Here is a 14,190-nt window from a genome sequence, read left to right as displayed (position 1 = left end):
TAAAACTCGCTTTAAAACAAAAAAAGCTAAAGCAAACAAAAAAAGTATGCTTTAGATTTAATTTAAATTTATCTTGCTAACACTTCTGTCAATTGTGGTACAATTTGTTTCTTTCTTGAAACAACGCCTTCTAATACAGCTTTGTTATTGTTCAGTGTAATGTTAAACGCTTCTTCAACTGCTTCAATTGGATTCCCTATTGCTAATATAACGGAATCACTATCTAGGATATTTGTTACGACCAGTATAAATAAATCGTATTGATTAACTAAACTTAATTCTACCATAGTCGCTTCAAGTTCTGATTGCTTAGCAAAAACATCATTTACATCTACTACATTAACTTGAGCTACTCGAACATTTTTATTTCCCATGGGAAAACTTTTCGCATCCATATCAAGTAATTCATTTGCTGATTTATGACTAAGATTTGTACCAGCTTTAAGTAGTTCCAATCCATAAGTATTGATATCTGTTTCAGCTATTTCGGCTAACTCTTTTGCTGCTTTTATATCTTCATCGGTACAAGTTGGAGATTTAAATAACAGGGTATCTGAAATAATAGCAGACAACATTAAACCTGCTATATTTTTTGGAATAATAATGTTATTTTCTTTAAATAGTTTTAAAATAATCGTGTTTGTACATCCTACAGGTTCAGCACGGTAATACAATGGGTTAATCGTTTCGAAATTTGCAACTCTATGATGATCAACCACTGCGAGAACCTCTACCTCTCCAATATCTAAAACACTTTGTTGAAATTCATTATGATCAACTAGCATAACTTGACTTGTTTCATTTGCTGCTGTTTGTATGACTCTTGGCGCTTTAAAATCAAAGTGGCTTAGAGCATACTGTGTTTCTTCGGTAACTTCACCTAATGCAACAGCCTCAGATTCTACACCTAGTTTATTTTGCAGATAAGCAAATGATATAGCGGATGCAATAGCATCTGTATCTGGATTTTTATGACCAATGATTAATACTTTACTCATTCATTAAACTCCCCTTTATTATCTTAATTCATTCTCTATTATTCCCTAAATTAAGTTTTTAGTCTACTAAAATAATCTTCTTCTTTTAAATAATCAGCAAAATTAGTCAAAAATTTATTAATTCGCGGAACTTGCTCTTTATCATAACGGTAAACAAAAGATAGCTGAAATGAAATTTCAGGATCAAATTTTAAGTTATTTATTTCAAGTTCATTTTTATGAGCTTCAATAAAAGAACTTGGTAATACAGTATAGCCTCTAGTATTTTTACTAAACTGATAAAGTTGTTCAGGAGTTGTCAGATAAGCTGAAATAGATGGTAAATTAGTCAATTTATTCTTAAATTCTTCTCGTAATAATTCGTTAATATAATACGTATCAGGATAAAGTGCCCACTTCTCATCAATCGTTTGAACAAGTTTTACAGACTCTTGATTAGACAATTCTGCTTTATGATGAATGAACATTAATTCTTCATCAATTATTTTTTTGCTAATATAAGGTTCCCAGTTTTTTATTTTGTAATCTGGCAAATACATAATGGCTAAATCAAGAAGATTATTTTCTAACTTACTCCAAATATTATCTCTTGTAAGCATATATAGGGTTACTTTTATATCTGGATTATCTTTATAATAGTTACTAATAAACTGAGTAAATACTTTATCTTCTACAGATGATAGTAAACCAATTTTTATTTCACCTATATCAGAGTTAATTGTTTTTTGAATTTTATCAGCTGTATTATCTAAAATAGTACTAATTGAGTGTGCCATTTGCAACATTAAATGTCCAACATCCGTTAAATAAAGTTTTTTTTCACTTGAATAAAATAAAGGAGCACCTATATTTTTTTCAATTTTTTTAATTTGTTGTGTAAGAGCTGGTTGAGATATTCCTAAAATATTCGCAGCTTTAGTATAGTTCATTGTTTCCGCAATTTGTAAAAAATAATCTAGTGCTTTTGAAGAAAATAATTGATTTTTCTCTTGTTTCATTCTTGTACCTCATACTTTTCAAAGTTTAGCTTGTAGTGTTAGTGTAATAAACAAATTAAAAAAGAGCAACTAGAAGTTACTCTTTCGTTCAGTTTAAAAGTATAAAATAGGATTACAATGAAGTAGATGACCTATACTTATCTATGTTTAAAATTCGTTTAGCATTTTCTACTCGTTCTGTAGTTGGAGGATCAATACCATCCAATTTATAAGGTATTTTTAAGGCTTCATATTTATAAATACCCAGTTTATGATAAGGTAGGATTTCAACCTTGATAACATTATCTAAAGACTCAATAAAATCATTTAATCTTATCAAGTCTTCATCAAAGTCAGAACGCTCAGGAACTAAAACATGTCTAATCCAAACTGGCTTACCGATATTAGATAAATAGCGAGCCATATCTAAAATATTTTTATTTGACATCATTGTTAGTTTTTTATGTTTTTCATCATCAATGTGTTTTACATCAAATAATAATAAATCTGTATAGCTCATTAATTCTTCAAAACGGCTAAAGAAAGGTTCGTCATAAGTGAATGGTTGACCACAAGTATCTAACGTTGTGTGTACCCCTTCTACTTTTGCTTTTTTAAATAACTCGATTAAGAAATCAATATGCAAGAGTGGTTCACCACCACTAATTGTGATTCCCCCTTCTTCTCCCCAGTATTCACGGTATGCTAATGCTTCTTCCAATAATTCGTCAGCAGTATAAGGTGTACCACCACCCATATTCCATGTATCTGGATTATGGCAAAATTCACACCTCATGCGACAACCTTGCATAAATGCAATAAAACGAATTCCTGGACCATCAACAGAACCAAAACTTTCAGTTGAGTGTACATAGCCGATAGCTGAATCAGACATGATATTAGCTCCTTTATCTTTTATTTCTTAGTTACTACTATCGTTAATTACATACTTTCATGCATTGTACGGTTAATAACATCCATTTGTTGTTCACGTGTTAATTTAATAAAGTTAACAGCATAACCAGATACACGAATGGTTAATTGTGGATACTCTTCTGGGTGATCCATTGCATCTAATAACGTTTCACGGTTAAAGACGTTTACGTTTAAGTGGTGTCCGCCTTTTTTAACATAGCCATCAAGCATACTAGCTAAGTTAGATTGTTGTACATCATCTTCTTTACCTAACGCTTTTGGTATGATAGAAAACGTGTTTGAAATTCCATCTAATGAATATTTGTAAGGTATTTTTGCAACAGAGTTCAAACTTGCTAATGCTCCATGAGTATCTCTACCATGCATTGGGTTTGCTCCTGGTGCAAAAGGTTCACCTGCACGACGACCGTCAGGAGTATTACCAGTTTTCTTGCCATAAACAACGTTTGATGTAATTGTAAGAATAGATGTTGTGTGCTTTGCTCCACGGTATGTTGGGTGCTTTTTAACTTTAGCCATGAATGTTTTTAATAACCAGATACCAATATCATCAGCACGGTCATCATTGTTACCAAATTTAGGATAATCTCCCTCAATTTCGTAATCCATAACTAAACCATTTTCATCTCTAACTGTTTTAACCTTGGCATATTTTATTGCTGAAAGTGAGTCAATAACAACTGAGAATCCAGCAATTCCTGTAGCCATAGTACGCATTACATCCGTATCATGTAGAGACATTTCTAATTTCTCATAAGAATATTTATCATGCATGAAGTGAATAATATTTAATGTGTTTAAATATAATCCAGCAATCCATTCCATCATTGTATCATATTTTTCCATAACCTCATCATACTCTAAATATTCTGAAGTAATTGGTTGATATTTAGGTCCAACTTGTGCTTTGGATTTCTCATCCACACCGCCATTAATAGCATATAATAAAGTTTTTGCTAAGTTAGCACGAGCACCAAAGAACTGCATTTGTTTACCAATACGCATAGCGGACACACAGCAAGCTATGCCGTAGTCATCGCCCCATTCAAGACGCATAATGTCATCATTTTCATACTGAATTGCACTAGACTCAATAGAGGCTTTAGCACAGAACTTTTTAAAGTTTTCAGGTAAACGGGTTGACCATAAGACCGTCAAGTTCGGTTCTGGAGCGGGTCCTAAGTTTGATAGAGTATGCAAGAAACGGAAACTATTTTTTGTTACCAAATGGCGACCATCTTCACTGATACCACCAATTGCTTCTGTTACCCAAGTTGGGTCTCCAGAAAACAGGTCATTGTACTCAGGCGTGCGAGAAAATTTAACTAAACGAAGTTTCATAACAAAATGATCAACGATTTCTTGAGCTTGTTCTTCGGATAAAACCCCTGCTGCTAAATCTCTTTCAATATAAATATCTAAGAACGTTGAGGTACGTCCTAAAGACATTGCTGCCCCGTTTTGTTCCTTAACAGCTGCTAAATAACCTAGGTATAGCCATTGGAAAGCTTCTGTTGCATTGCTTGCTGGTTTTGCAATATCAAAACCATAAATATTCCCTAATTCTTTTAATTCTGCTAAAGCACGAATCTGCTCGTTTATTTCTTCGCGGTCTCTGATAATAGTTTCGCTCATTGTACCGTAACCAGTAATAGATAAGTCATGTTTCTTTTCTGCGATTAAACGGTCTATTCCATATAAAGCTACACGACGATAGTCACCAATGATACGACCACGGCCATATGCATCTGGTAAACCTGTAATAACGCCACTACGACGAGCAGCACGAATTTCTGGCGTATAAGCATCGAAAACACCTTGGTTATGTGTTTTACGATAATCACGGAAAACATGTGATATTTCTGGATCAATTTCAAAACCATATGCTTCAGCAGATAGTTCACTCATTCGGATACCACCAAATGGTTGCAATCCACGTTTAAAAGGTTTTTCAGTTTGGAATCCAACAATCTGTTCTAATTCTTTATTCAAATAGCCAGCTGCATGAGAAGTAATGGTAGATACAACTTTTGTATCCATATCTAATACTCCGCCTGCTTCGCGTTCTTTTGTATTCAAATCCATTACTTGTTTCCAAAGTGCTGAGGTTGCTTCAGTAGGTCCTGCTAAGAATTCATCTGTTCCATTATATTGGCTAAAGTTTTGTTGAATAAAATCGCGAACATCAATTTCCTCTTGCCATACTCTACCTTTAAATTTTGCCCATTGTTCCATTATAATGAACCTCCTTGTTAGTTAGCTATCATATTGACTATAACAGCTCCTTCTTGCTCAGTATAACACATGAATGAAAAAAAACAATCTATTTATACTTAATAAATGAATGTTTTTTCTTACTATTTTTTTAATATACTTGTTAATCACTATAAGTAAAGCTTATCTTTAATTCTAGTCCACCTAATTGAGAATGATTATCAATTCACATAAGAAGTGATTAAGATTTATATTTTCTTATTTTTATTCATCTGTACTAATACATGAACCTTTCGATATGCTATTTGTAGTACACAAAAAGGTGCCCCATTAAATGGAACACCTTTTCTATTAGTTATTAGTTAAGTCATGAAAGATATCATTTTGGACATCTATCGGACTACCATCATTCACTTCATCTAAAATAAATGAACCATTAGAGTAACGATCACTTATTTGATAAGAAGAACTAGATAAGCAAATAAGTTTACTTTTATCTGTTAGAATTTTATATTCTTTATTTTTACTTCCATCTAAAAGGTACGCCACCCTATGTGGATTATTTTTTAATTCTCTTAATACGAGTAAGCCACGTTTTGCTCTACCTAAAGTATCGAAATCATTAAGATTCATTTTTTTAACAGATCCTCTTTGTGTGAGAATCAATACTTCTGTTTTTGAAGCTTTAGTATCAAAAATAATTCCATTCACTACATAATCATCTGTTTTTAAATTAATTGATTTAACACCACTTGCTTTTGCACCTACTACTGGCACTTCGGCTAAAGAGTACCTTAAACCAAAACCTCTTCGAGTAATAAGGAAAATATCTTTATCTTCTTGATTTTCTGTATAAAGAACATTTTCAATGGTATCTGTATCTGTTTTTAATTTCATCACTGTAAATGACTTTGTGAGGTAACTACGCCCTAAAGTTAAACTATCTACAGTAGTTTGTTTTATAAACCCTTCTTTACTAATAATAGTAAACGTTGCGTTAGTATCCAATGCTTTTAATCCAAAAACTTTTAAAACTGTTTCATCTTGATAGAGTGCTATATTTTGAGAAAGGTGTTCGCCACTATCTTTCCATCTAAACTCTGTAATTTCATGAACGGGACGATAAATAATATTCCCTTTAGATGTAAATAAGAGTAAATGATTTAAAGTATTTAGCTGTTCTATATAAATAGGGTAATCGCCTTCTCTAACACCAATTTCTTCTGGTTTTGATGCGCCATAAGAGCGTAAGCTCGTACGTTTAAGGTACCCTTCTTTAGTAACTGAAACCATCACTTCTTCTTGAGTAACTAAAACTTCCGTTTCAATTTTCAACTCTTCAATTTCATTTTCAATGACTGTTCGACGAGGACTAGCGTATTTCTTTTTGATTTCAGAAAGTTCTTTTTTCATCACTCGCTTCATTTCGGCAGGGCTCGTTAGAATTTTATTAAAGGATGCAATCGCTTTTTCTAATACATCGGCTTCAGTTTCTAAAGCAGTAATATCTGTATTTGTTAAACGGTATAGTTGCAAAGAGACAATGGCTTCAGCTTGTGCTTCAGTAAAATCAAATTGATCAATAAGATTATCTTTTGCATTTTTTTTATCTTTACTACTACGAATAGCCGCGATAACTTCATCTAGGATAGAAAGAGCTTTGATTAAACCGACAACGATATGTGCTCGTGTCTCTGCTTTTCTAAGATTAAACTGAGTTCGTCTTACAATTACCTCGTTTTGATGTTCAAGATAAGCTTCTAACATACGAACAATTCCTACTTGTTGAGGTCTTTTTTTATCAATAGCCACCATATTAAAATTATAAGAGACTTGTAAATCTGTACTTTTTAATAAATAAGTTAAGATGCCTTGTGCATTCACATCTTTTTTCAACTCAACAACAATTTGTAAACCAGTTCTATCTGATTCATCACGAACCTCGGCAATGCCATCAATTTTTTTATTTAAACGGATTTCATCCATTTTACGAACTAAGATAGCTTTATTTACATCGTAAGGAATTTCATTAATAACAATTTGTTGTTTTCCGCCTCGTAACTCTTCTATATGGGTCTTTGAGCGAACGATAACTTTTCCTTTACCAGTTTCATAAGCACTTCTTATCCCATCAATCCCTTGCAATATTCCTCCAGTTGGGAAATCAGGTCCTTTTAAATAAGTCATTAAATCAACTGCGCTTGCTTTAGGGTGATCGATTAAATGAACTGTTGCATCAATGACTTCACTTAAATTATGAGAAGGAATATCAGTAGCATAGCCAGCCGAGATGCCTGTAGCACCGTTAACGAGTAAATTAGGGTATCTTACTGGTAAAACAGTTGGTTCTTCATCCGTATCATCAAAGTTTAAAACAAAATCTACCGTCTCTTTATCGATATCCTTTAATAACTCTTCGGAAATTTTAGAAAGACGTGCTTCTGTATAACGCATTGCTGCTGGTGGATCACCATCCATACTCCCGTTATTTCCGTGCATCTCAATTAATTCTTCTCGTTGTTTCCAGTGTTGACTCAAACGAACCATTGCTTCATAGACACTACTATCCCCATGAGGATGGTAATTACCAATAACATTCCCGACTGTTTTAGCAGACTTTCTAAACCCTTTATCAGACGTATTGCCCTCTACATTCATGGCATACAATATCCGACGTTGAACCGGTTTTAAGCCATCACGAATATCAGGTAGTGCACGCTCTTGAATGATATATTTTGAATAGCGACCAAATCGATCTCCCATTACTTCTTCAAGAGTTAATTCTTGAACATCCGATCTACTCTCCATCTATAGCACTTCCTTCGTTTTCTAATTCCGATGTTTCCATTAGCTGATCGTTATCAAGGATGCTACTGCCTTCTTCAAGAGAGAACTCTACGTGAGATTCAATCCATTTACGACGAGGTTCAACTTTATCGCCCATTAAAACAGAGACTCGACGTTCAGCTTGTGCAGCATCATCAATTCTTACTCGTATAAGCGTTCTTGAATCAGGATCCATAGTAGTTTCCCAGAGTTGATCAGCGTTCATCTCACCTAACCCTTTATAGCGCTGAAGAATATAATTCTTCCCAAATTCTTCTGTTACACCTACAAGTTCATCATCCGTCCAAGCATAAGCAATTTTTTCTTTTTTACCCGTTCCTTTAGAAAGCTTATATAAAGGTGGCATAGCTAGGTATACTTTACCGGCTTCAAATAAAGGTTTCATATAACGATAGAAAAAAGTTAATAAAAGAACTTGGATATGAGCACCATCTGTATCCGCATCGGTCATAATAATAACTTTATCATAATTACAAGCTTCTATATCAAATTCTGGTCCCACACCTGCACCAATTGTATAAATCATCGTATTAATTTCTTCATTTTTCATAATATCTTGTAACTTTGCTTTTTCTGTATTGATTACTTTTCCACGCAAAGGGAGAATAGCTTGAAACTTACGATCTCGACCTTGTTTAGCTGACCCACCAGCTGAGTCTCCCTCAACTAAGAAGAGCTCATTACGTTTAGCATTTTTACTTTGTGCAGGAGTTAGCTTTCCAGATAACAAAGAGTCATTTTTTTTTCGTTTTTTTCCATTCCGACTTTCCTCACGAGCTTTTCTCGCTGCGGTTCGAGCTTCTCTAGCTGAAAGAGCCTTTCGGATTAACTGTTGACTTGTTTCACCATTTTCCACCAAATAAAAACTTAACTGTTCTCCTATAACAGCTTCAACTGCTCCACGAGCTTGAGCTGTTCCCAATTTACTTTTTGTTTGTCCTTCAAACTGCAATAAATTTTCAGGAATACGAACGGAAATAATCGCTGCAAGTCCTTCTCTGAAATCACTACCTTCAAGGTTTTTTTCTTTTTCTTTTAACAAATTAACTTTTCTTGCATAATCATTAAACGTTTTCGTAAAGGCTGTTTTCATACTAGACTCATGTGTTCCACCATCTTTCGTTCGAACGTTATTAACGAAGGATAAAATGTTTTCTGAATAGCCATCGTTGTATTGAAATGAAAATTCCACTTCAATTTGATTGTTTTCTCCTGAAAAATAAGCAATCGGAGTCAACGTATCTTTGTCCTCATTCAGATAAGCAACAAACTCTTTGATTCCTTCTTCATAATGAAAAATTTCAGATTGATCATTTCTTTCATCAATCAATTCAATGCGTAAGTTCTTTAGTAAAAAAGCCGACTCTCTTAAACGTTCCGAAAGTACGTCATATGAGTACTTAGTTGTAGAAAAAATACTTGAATCTGGTTTGAAATGAACCGTTGTTCCGTTTTTTTGACGGCTATTTTTACTAGTTAACGTTCCAGATGGTTTTCCGCCGTTAATAAATTTTTGTTGGTATTCTACACCATCGCGAACAATGGTAACCGTTAACCATTCTGATAGCGCATTAACAACACTTGCTCCTACACCATGAAGACCACCAGAAGTTTTATATCCGCCTTCTTGTCCAAACTTTCCACCCGCATGCAAAACAGTGAAAATAACTTGGACAGTTGGTATTCCTGAAGAATGCATTCCAGTAGGCATTCCACGACCATTATCTTTGACACTAATGCTGTCATCTTTATGCAAGGTAACGGTTATTTCATTTCCGAATCCTGATAAAGCTTCGTCGACGGAATTGTCAACAATTTCGTAAACTAAATGGTGTAAACCTCTAGTATCAGTCGATCCAATATACATACCAGGTCTTTTACGTACGGCTTCCAGTCCCTCTAAGACTTGAATGGATGTATCATCATATGCTGTTTTTATTTTTTTAGACATTCAAAAAACTCCTTAAATCCTTATTACGCGATACTTAGTGTTAAACTTAAACCCCTTTGACGGATTATTATCTGTTCATAGGTATTCAATGAGCTCGTTCACTTCGTATACATCCGTTTGATTCTTTAAGTATCTACTCAATAATACTCTAACTTGATTTGATTGAAAAGTAAAATTCGTCGATTTCTCTAAAAAAGCGAAAGTATGTTCGCTTAATTAAAAATTTAGACTCTGCCTCCTTATTAAACTAGTTCCGTTATTGAAATGCAAGCAAAAATTATATGTACACTTTTTAATTCAATTTTATTTAAACAGAAATCAAGTTTATTTTTGACGCGATGCTCTATTCTACTTTCACTAGCCTTGGAATAAAATAAATGGTAAAATATGGCGTACTGGCAATTCGTTTGCTGAGTTAGGAGTGAAAAAAGTGATTAAAATTATTCTCATATTTAGTGCAGCCTATTTACTTGGTTCGATTCCTTCTGGAGTATGGATAGGTAAAAAAATGTATGGCAAAGATATTCGAGAGTTCGGTAGTGGAAATTCAGGAACAACAAATACGTTTCGTGTATTAGGTTTTAAAGCTGGAATCTTAGTTTTGTTAGCAGACGTTTTAAAAGGGACGCTTGCAGCTAGTCTCCCTTACTTTTTCAATTCTGATTTAAATCCTATGGTAGTCGGAATAGGAGCAATCGTTGGACACACGTTTCCTATCTTCGCTCAATTTAAAGGTGGAAAAGCAGTTGCAACGAGTGCTGGAGTCTTACTAGCGTATAATCCGCCATTTTTTATTGTCTCTGTTTCGATATTTCTAATTATTTTGTATTTTTCTAGGATGGTTAGTTTTTCAAGTATGCTAGCGCTCTTTTTTATTACGCCTTCTAGCTTAATAACACATGATTGGATCTTAACTACCATAGCTGGAATGTTAACAGTTTTTATTGTCTATCGACATAAAGACAACATTAAGCGCATTCGACTAGGAACAGAAAGTAAAGTACCTTTTGGGTTTAGATACAAGAAAACTAAAAAAGATTCTTAGTCCTCTTAAATAAAGAAAGATATGTAAAAACCTGACAGCCTATTAACCTGTCAGGTTTTTTTTAGTGAATGCTAATCGTGTAGGCACAATCAAATACTTCATTGGCATGTAACTGTTGGATTCCTAATTTGTCTTCTATACGTCCACTGGTATCTTCTGTATCCGCAATACCATACCATGGTTCAATACAAACTAATGGAGCACTCAGTTTTGCAGGTGACCAGATACCAACATAAGGGAATCCTTCAAAACTAACAGAGAGACCATGTGTTGTTTTTTCTGAAAGAATAGAAAAAACATTTTTATTCTTTGTTTCATAAATCAATGCATCTTCATCAAATAATCTCCATCTTAGAGCAATATCCGTATTTGTTTGTCCGAGTGTCCGATTTTCATAGTCAATGTATGCACCTTTTAAAGGAATAACTGTTCTTGATCTCTTTGGAGAAAAACTTAAGTAATAATCTTCGAAGGTCGTATCGTCTGTTAAAGGAACATTAAAACCAGGATGACCCCCTATTGAAAAATACATAGGTAAATCCGGATTAGTATTCTCAACTTTGTAACGAACCTTAACAGATTCTTCCTTAAGTTCATAAGTGATGCTTAAACAAAAATCAAAAGGGTAAATCTCTTTAGATTCTTTGTCTGATTGAAGAGACAATGTTACAGCTGATTCGCTTTGGTGTGTTACTTGAAATACCTTATCTCTAGCAAAACCATGTTGGTTCATGACATATGTCTTATTGTCGTATTCATACTTATTGTCTTTCAGACGACCTACAAAAGGAAACAATACAGGAGCCTGTCTATTCCAATAAGAAGCATCACCTTGCCACATATATTCAATGCCTGTCTGTTTATTTTTCAAACTCGTTTGTTCTGCACCCTTTTCGGAAATAGTAACCGTTATATAGTGGTTTTCTAGTTTAATCAAAGCTGTCAGCTCCCTTATCATCTTAAGTGTTTTAGTAAAACGTTTCTTTATCTAAAGCACGTTTAAATTTTTTATTATGAATACGAATATATGTTCCCTTCATGCCAAGAGACTTAGATTCGATAATACCACCTGACTCTAATTTTCTCAATGCATTTACAATGACTGAACGTGTAATTCCGATTTTATCAGCGATAGTTGAGGTTGTTAAACGACCTTCCATCCCATCCAACTCTTTAAAAATTGCCTTTACAGCTTTCATTTCACTATAAGATAACGTTTTAAGCGCAATTTGAACTGTTGCTTGATCTCTAGCTTCATCTTCTATTTGAGTAGCTTTCTTATATAAAATTTCAATACCAACAACTGTAGATGCATGTTCGCCTAAAATTAAATCACTATCGTCAAATGCAGGAGAGAGACGTGCTAAAATTAAGGTTCCTAGTCGTTCTCCTGCTGCATAAATAGGAATAACCGTCGTTAAACCATTTGTAAACAAATCCCGTGTTTCTATTGGGAAAATAGTGTAATCACTTTCTATTCCAATATTAGCAAGAGTCTCATTTATCTCAAGCATGCTCGAAGAATAATCAAAAGGAAATTTTTTCGCTTTTAACATTTCTTTTACACGCTCATTATTTATGTTGTGTTTTTCGTTAAAACCTAATAAATTTCCAGCTTCGTCAATTAAATAGGCATTTACATTCAGAACGTCAGCTAAAATACTTGCCATATCATTAAAAGGTAGTTGCCCCTCTTTTGAAAGATCCGTACTTACGACCCCGCCTTTTTTTTGCAATATACTATTAATCATACGCATTTTTTGAAGCAATCCGCTCATGGGTTATACCTCCACGTCATTATTATAATATATAACGACTTAAGTCTTTATCTTCTACAATGTGAGCGATTTTCTCATCAACATAATTTTTTGTAATCGTAATTTCACCCATCTGCATATCAGGAGCTTCAAACAGTAAGTCTTCTAACAATTTTTCTAAAATAGTATGCAAGCGACGAGCACCAATATTATCTGTTTCATGGTTTACACGATAAGCAATATCAGCTAATCGTTCAATTGCTTCATAGGTAAAAATAACATCAATGTTGTCCGTTGCAATCATCGCAATGTATTGCTTAACTAAAGCGTTATTAGGTTCAGTTAAAATTTTAACAAAATCATCTTTTGTTAAATCGTCTAGTTCCACACGAATTGGGAACCGACCTTGTAATTCAGGAATTAAGTCACTTGGTTTAGAGACATGAAATGCTCCTGAAGCAATAAATAAAACGTGGTCTGTTTGGATAGTACCATATTTAGTAGACACTTGTGACCCTTCAACGATAGGCAAAATATCTCTTTGAACACCTTCTCTAGATACTTCACCGGATTGGCTACTTTTAGAGGTGATTTTATCAAATTCATCAATAAAAATAATGCCTGAGTTTTGCGCTAAATGAATGGCTTGAGAATGAATATCTTCTTGATTCACTAGTTTTTCTGACTCTTCTTGAATCAAGATATCCAAGGCTTCTTTTACAGTAACAGCTCGTTTTACCTTATTCTTTGGTCGCAAAGCTCCTAATGTTTCATTTAAGTCAATTCCCATTTGTTCAAGTCCAGCATTCATAGGTGAATTCATTCCTTTTTTATGCTCTTCTATTTCAATGGTAACCTCTCGATTATCTAACTGACCATTTCGAATTTGTTGTTTAATTGATTCACGATTTAGCGTAATGGTTTCGTTAACTTCTTCTTCCTCTTCAACCGTTTTCTCCTGACCTAAATTCATATTTTGGAACATAGATTCAAATGGATTCGATGAATTAGATTGTTTCTTTTCTTTCTTTATACCTGGAACTAGGATTTTAACTAACCGATTTACAGCATTTTTTTCAGCTTGAATGTAAACTCTCGAAAACTGTTGCTTTTCAACAATGACAATTGCAGCTTCGACAAGATCGCGTACCATGGATTCAACATCTCGTCCAATGTACCCTACTTCTGTAAATTTTGTTGCTTCTACTTTAATAAAAGGTGCTTTAACAATCGATGCTAACCGACGTGCTATTTCAGTTTTACCAACACCGGTGGGGCCAATCATTAAGAGATTTTTAGGGGTAATTTCTTTTTGCATTGCTTCGTCTAATTGAAGCCGTCTATACCGATTGCGCAAAGCAACGGCAACAGATTTTTTAGCTTCTTTTTGCCCAATGATGTACTTATCTAATTCATTAACAATTTCTCTAGGTGTCATATTTTCCAAAGTATTTATCATATCATC

The 14,190-nt window shown here is 33.9% G+C and carries 10 protein-coding genes; 1 reads left to right on the top strand and 9 read right to left on the bottom strand.

Going from position 1 to position 14,190, the window contains the following annotated elements; translation table 11 throughout:
* Positions 1-68: 68 nt before the first annotated feature.
* From WBF61_RS07140 to parE, 6 genes are all read right to left on the bottom strand, one after another.
* Entirely contained in the window at positions 69-998 is a 930-nt protein-coding gene (locus WBF61_RS07140) for a manganese-dependent inorganic pyrophosphatase (RefSeq protein ID WP_424255187.1), read from the bottom strand.
* Positions 999-1,048: 50 nt separating this feature from the next.
* On the bottom strand, positions 1,049-1,996 hold the full coding sequence (locus WBF61_RS07135; protein ID WP_424255185.1) for a LysR family transcriptional regulator: 948 nt from the start codon (positions 1,994-1,996) through the stop codon (positions 1,049-1,051).
* Positions 1,997-2,108: 112 nt separating this feature from the next.
* Positions 2,109-2,870, bottom strand: a complete 762-nt coding sequence (pflA, locus tag WBF61_RS07130; RefSeq protein ID WP_424255183.1) for a pyruvate formate-lyase-activating protein — start codon at positions 2,868-2,870, stop codon at positions 2,109-2,111.
* A gap of 47 nt (positions 2,871-2,917) precedes the next feature.
* Positions 2,918-5,146: a formate C-acetyltransferase gene (pflB, locus tag WBF61_RS07125; RefSeq protein ID WP_424255181.1), complete on the bottom strand. Its 2,229-nt coding sequence runs from the start codon at positions 5,144-5,146 to the stop codon at positions 2,918-2,920.
* Positions 5,147-5,476: 330 nt separating this feature from the next.
* The gene (gene parC, locus WBF61_RS07120) at positions 5,477-7,933 is read right to left on the bottom strand and encodes a DNA topoisomerase IV subunit A (protein WP_424255179.1); all 2,457 of its coding nucleotides are present in this window, start codon (positions 7,931-7,933) and stop codon (positions 5,477-5,479) included.
* Complete coding sequence (parE, locus tag WBF61_RS07115) at positions 7,923-9,923, bottom strand: DNA topoisomerase IV subunit B (RefSeq protein WP_424255177.1); 2,001 nt, start codon at positions 9,921-9,923, stop codon at positions 7,923-7,925. The genes parC and parE overlap by 11 nt, the downstream gene beginning before the upstream one ends.
* Before the next feature lie 433 nt (positions 9,924-10,356).
* Here parE and plsY point away from each other — a divergent pair, with 433 nt between their 5' ends.
* Entirely contained in the window at positions 10,357-10,968 is a 612-nt protein-coding gene (gene plsY, locus WBF61_RS07110; protein WP_424255191.1) for a glycerol-3-phosphate 1-O-acyltransferase PlsY, read from the top strand.
* A 61-nt stretch (positions 10,969-11,029) separates the two neighbouring features.
* Here plsY and WBF61_RS07105 read toward each other — a convergent pair whose 3' ends face one another.
* Genes WBF61_RS07105 through hslU form a run of 3 tightly spaced genes read right to left on the bottom strand, consistent with a single transcriptional unit; the run spans position 11,030 to position 14,181 of the window.
* Complete coding sequence (locus tag WBF61_RS07105; protein ID WP_424255176.1) at positions 11,030-11,905, bottom strand: aldose 1-epimerase family protein; 876 nt, start codon at positions 11,903-11,905, stop codon at positions 11,030-11,032.
* Positions 11,906-11,936: 31 nt separating this feature from the next.
* On the bottom strand, positions 11,937-12,746 hold the full coding sequence (codY, locus tag WBF61_RS07100) for a GTP-sensing pleiotropic transcriptional regulator CodY (RefSeq protein ID WP_424255175.1): 810 nt from the start codon (positions 12,744-12,746) through the stop codon (positions 11,937-11,939).
* 22 nt (positions 12,747-12,768) lie between these two features.
* Positions 12,769-14,181 carry an ATP-dependent protease ATPase subunit HslU gene (gene hslU / locus WBF61_RS07095; protein ID WP_424255189.1) on the bottom strand — a complete coding sequence of 471 codons (1,413 nt, stop codon included), beginning with the start codon at positions 14,179-14,181 and terminating at the stop codon, positions 12,769-12,771.
* Between the last annotated feature and the right edge of the window lie 9 nt (positions 14,182-14,190).

The organism is Carnobacterium sp. (assembly GCF_049673005.1).
Taxonomy (GTDB): Bacteria; Bacillota; Bacilli; order Lactobacillales; family Carnobacteriaceae; genus Carnobacterium_A.
The sequence above is the reverse complement of the archived record's forward strand: the minus strand, read 5'-3'. Positions and strand labels throughout refer to the sequence as shown.

Coding starts and splice junctions, on each gene's coding strand:
- WBF61_RS07140 (WP_424255187.1), bottom strand. CDS start 998: ATGAGTAAAGTATTAATCATTGGTCATAAAAATCCAGATACAGATGCT.
- WBF61_RS07135 (WP_424255185.1), bottom strand. CDS start 1,996: ATGAAACAAGAGAAAAATCAATTATTTTCTTCAAAAGCACTAGATTAT.
- pflA (WP_424255183.1), bottom strand. CDS start 2,870: ATGTCTGATTCAGCTATCGGCTATGTACACTCAACTGAAAGTTTTGGT.
- pflB (WP_424255181.1), bottom strand. CDS start 5,146: ATGGAACAATGGGCAAAATTTAAAGGTAGAGTATGGCAAGAGGAAATT.
- parC (WP_424255179.1), bottom strand. CDS start 7,933: ATGGAGAGTAGATCGGATGTTCAAGAATTAACTCTTGAAGAAGTAATG.
- parE (WP_424255177.1), bottom strand. CDS start 9,923: ATGTCTAAAAAAATAAAAACAGCATATGATGATACATCCATTCAAGTC.
- codY (WP_424255175.1), bottom strand. CDS start 12,746: ATGAGCGGATTGCTTCAAAAAATGCGTATGATTAATAGTATATTGCAA.